Source organism: Roseovarius halophilus (ex Wu et al. 2025) (assembly GCF_047086965.1).
In genome coordinates, this window is sequence record NZ_JBKOTX010000307.1 from 1 (window position 1) to 4,746 (window position 4,746).

Below are 4,746 nucleotides of genomic sequence, written 5' to 3' on the forward strand. Positions count from 1 at the left end.
CGGTCGAGGCGCTGCTGGCCGCGCCGGGGGCGGTGGACTGGCAGCTGCCGCACCACATGGGCAACCCGTCGCTGCGGGTGGCCGATTGCGAGGCGCTGGCCCGCGACATCGCCGCGGGGGCCGAGCCACCCGAAGCGCTCAGGGCGCGGTTCAAGGCCGCCTTCCACAAGGTCCGCGAGCCCGACCCGGGCCGGACCCCGGCCCGCAGCGCCCGGATCGAGGCGCTCTACGCCGACGAGAATGCCGAGATCCTGCGCCGCTTCGGCCATGACAACCGCGCCCCCGCGGACAGCCCCCGGCAGGGGCGCTGAAACGGGCACCCCCCCACGAAAGTTTACAATTGCCGTCTCTTGTGACAGGGTTTTTAACAAAAGTTAAAATTTTCAGAGCGGGCAAGAACAACGGAAACTTTGCCCGGCGGGGGGATTACCATGGCCGCATTCCTGAATACCGTTTTTCAGCCCGGCACGGCCGGAAGTCTTGTCGACAGCACGATATCCGACCCGTCCGGTTTCATGGGGTGCGCCTGTCCGCTGTGCCAGTTCGACCCGTCAGGCCAGCAGGACACCGCCCAGGCGGGCGGGGCCATGCCCGAGCCCGGCACGCCGGGCACCTATGACACGCCGAACGACGGGCCGCCGCTGCCCGACAGCCCGGGTATCAACGGCGCCGGCAGCGCGGGCGAGGCCGAGATGGTGCCCGACACCGACCCCGGCGCGCTCGTCCAGTTCTCGGGTGATCGCAATGTCGACGCCACAATCTTCGGCTCGAAGTGGAGCGCCGACAACGACGGCATCACCCGGCTGACCTACAGCTTCCCCACCGACGGGGATTTCTACGGCGGCGCGTCCTACGCCGACGGCGAGGCGAGCGATGCGAACTTCCTGGCCTTCAACGCCCAGCAGCAGACGGCGGCGCGCTACGGCTTCGACCTGATCGAGGAATACACGAATATCGAGTTCACCGAGATCACCGAGAGCGCGACCAACCACGCCAATATCCGCCTGGCGCAGACCGAGCTCGACAGCGTCGGGTCGGCCTATGGCAACTTTCCCGGCGTACAGGGCTATTCGGGCGACATCTGGTTCGGCCGGACCGGCCAGCCCTTCTACACCACGCCCGAGATCGGCAACTGGGGCCAGGCCACCATCATGCACGAGATCGGCCATGCCCTGGGCCTCAAGCACGGCCACCAGGACTACGAAACTCTCGATCTGACCGATTCGGGCGGCATCAATTACTTCGAGGGGCTTCTGCCCGACGGCTCGGGCCGCGACGGCACCCGCGACCTGGAAGACGCCGTCGACGGGCAGTCCTGGTCACTGATGACCTACACGCTGGCGCCCGGCGGCTTCTCGGCCTTCGGCGGCGAGGAATTCAACCAGCCGCAGACCTTCCAGCTCTTCGACATCGCGGCGCTGCAATATCTTTACGGCGCGAACTACTCGGGCGCCACCTCGGGCAACACCACCTACAGCTTCAGCACGACCACCGGCGAGATGTTCATCGACGGGACGGGCCAGGGCGCGCCGACCGACAACATCATCCTGCGCACGATCTGGGACAACGACGGCACCGACACGCTGGATCTGAACAATTACAGCACCGATCTCGACCTCGACCTGCGCCCGGGCGAGCATTCCGATTTCGGCACGCAGCTGGCCGACCATAACGCGCGCAACGGCGGCGGCGCCCCGGCCGAGGGCAACATCGCGCTCGCGCGGCTGGTGGCCGGCGACACGCGCGGCCTGATCGAGAATGCCGAGGGCGGGTCGGGCAACGACACGATCCGCGGCAACGAGGGCGACAACCAGATCGACGGCAATGGCGGCAATGACAGCCTTGCCGGCCGCGACGGCGATGACGACTTCATCCTCGACGATCCCGGCGGCACCGGCAACGACACGATGGACGGCGACGCGGGCTTCGACGAGATCCTCATCGAAAGCACCGGCGTCTACGACCTCGGCTCGCCCGACGTGCAGATCAGGGATATCGAGTCCGTCCGCTTCGACGAGACGGGGGCGGGCGCCACGCTGATCCTCAACGCCCAGGAAACCGACGGGACATCCGAGCTCGACGACGTCGAGATCGACGGCTGGAACCCGACCGGCACGGGGGCCGAGGTGGTGCGCGTCCTGACGGACGTGCTGAGCACGGTCGACCTTTCGAGCTGGACCTTCACCGACTGGGATCCCGACGAGGGCGACCGTGTCGAGATCGTGGGCGACAGCGATGACGAGACGCTGACGGGCACGTCCTCGGCGGATTCCGTCAATGGCAACAGCGGCGCCGACACCCTGAACGGCGGGGCGGGCAACGACACGCTCGACGGCGGCGGCGCCATCGGCGACCTGATCAACGGCGGCGATGGCGACGACCTCGTGATCTACAACTCCGGCGAGGGCTACGACAATATCGACGGCGGGTCGGGCACCGACACCTACCAGAGCATCTACGCCTTCGACCGCCTCTTCGACCTGGACAACGATTTCCACCGGTCACTTTCGGGCAGCACGCAGTTCGACCTGATCTCGATCGAGAACGTCAACGCGTTGGGGGACGGCAGCGACGAGATCATCGGTGGGGGCGAGGCCAATTCCCTGAGCGGGGGCGGCGGCGACGACACCATCAGCGGCAACAGCGGTGCCGATACCCTTAACGGCGGAGCCGGTAACGACACGCTCGATGGCGGTCTCTCCGTGGACAGCATCTTCGGCGATGGCGGGGATGACCGCATCCTGCTCGTCGGCGGCGATTTCCTCGACGTGGTCGATGGCGGCGCCGATACCGACACGCTGGATGCCAGCGCCTACAATACCGGCAACTTCTTCGTCGACCTCGGCGCGGGCAGCTACGGCTCCGACAGCTCGTCCAGCCCGCAGACCATCACCAATGTCGAGAATGTCATCGGCACGGATGATGCCGACACGATCACCGGCAGCGCCGATGCCAACATACTCGAGGGCGGGGACGGTATCGACACGCTGCAGGGCGGCGCGGGCGCCGACACGCTGCGCGGCGGGGCCGGCAACGACACGCTCGACGGTGGCACCTTCGTGGACAGCATCTTCGGCGATGGCGGGGATGACCGCATCCTGCTCGTCGGCGGCGATTTCCTCGATGTGGTCGATGGCGGCGCCGATACCGACACGCTGGATGCCAGCGCCTACAATACCGGCAACTTCTTCGTCGACCTCGGCGCGGGCAGCTACGGCTCCGACAGCTCGTCCAGCCCGCAGACCATCACCAATGTCGAGAATGTCATCGGCACGGATGATGCCGACACGATCACCGGCAGCGCCGACGTCAACACGCTCGAAGGCGGCGCCGGCGCCGACACGCTCGACGGTGGCGCCGCCATCGGCGACCTGATCAACGGCGGCGACGGCGACGACCTCGTGATCTACAAATCCGGCGAGGGCTACGACAATATCGACGGCGGGTCGGGCACCGACACCTACCAGAGCACCTACGACGTCGACCGCCTCTTCGATCTGGACAATGATTTCCACCGGTCACTTTCGGGCAGCACGCAGTTCGACCTGATCTCGATCGAGAACGTCAACGCGTTGGGGGACGGCAGCGACGAGATCATCGGTGGGGGCGAGGCCAATTCCCTGAGCGGGGGCGGCGGCGACGACACCATCAGCGGCAACGGCGGCACTGACACGCTCGAAGGCGGCGCCGGCGCCGACACGCTCGACGGTGGCGCCGGCGTCAACGACCGGATCAACGGCGGCGACGGCGACGACCTCGTGATCTACAAATCCGGCGAGGGCTACGACAATATCGACGGCGGCGCGGGCAACGACACCTACCGCTCCGATTTCACCAGCGACCGCACCTTCGACCTGCTGAACGATGTTCACGGTGGCAGCTCGCCGGGCTTCGACCTGATCGGCATCGAGAACGTGATCTCGACCGGCAACACCGACGACACCCTGATCGGCGGGGGCGAAGACAACCTGCTGGAAGGCGGCGCCGGCAGCGACGACATGACCGGCGGCGGTGGCACCGACATGCTCAGCTATGCCGGGGACGACACCGGCGTCACCGTCAAGCTCTACAACGGCACCGCCAGTGGCGGCCACGCCGCCGGCGACAGCTTCTCGGGTTTCGAGAACCTCGAGGGCGGCAGCGCGGACGACTACCTCACCGGCGACACCACCGACAACCTCGTCCGCGGCAATGCCGGGGACGACTACATCAACGTCGGCGGCGGGGACGATACCGCCGAGGGCGGCGACGGGGCCGACAATATCCTGGGCGGTAACGGCACCGACATGCTCAGCTATGCCGGGGACAGCACAGGCGTCATTGTCAGGCTCTACAACGGCACCGCCAGTGGCGGCCACGCCGCCGGCGACAGCTTCACCGGTTTCGAGAACCTCGAGGGCGGCAGCGCGGACGACTACCTCACCGGCAGCATCGGCAACAACTTCCTCCGCGGCAATGATGGCAGCGATTCCCTCTACGGCGGGGCCGGTGACGACACGCTCGAGGGCGCCGCCGGCGGCGATAACGTCAACGGCGGCGGCGGCATCGACTTGCTCAGCTATGCCGGGGACAGCACAGGCGTCACCGTCAAGCTCTACAACGGCACCGCCAGCGGCGGCCACGCCGCCGGCGACAGCCTCACCGGCGTCGAGAACCTCGAGGGCGGCAGCGCGGACGACTACCTCACCGGCGACACCACCGACAACCTCGTCCGCGGCAATGCCGGGGACGACTACATCAACGTCG

General features: G+C 67.1%; 1 protein-coding gene and 1 pseudogene. Both read left to right on the forward strand.

The window, feature by feature from the left end; translation table 11 throughout:
* A pseudogene (locus ACH107_RS30185) lies at nt 1-311 on the forward strand (hypothetical protein); the annotation flags it as partial.
* Nucleotides 312-431: 120 nt separating this feature from the next.
* A partial coding sequence (locus tag ACH107_RS30190) for a M10 family metallopeptidase C-terminal domain-containing protein (protein WP_412509397.1) occupies nt 432-4,746 on the forward strand: 4,315 nt, incomplete at its 3' end.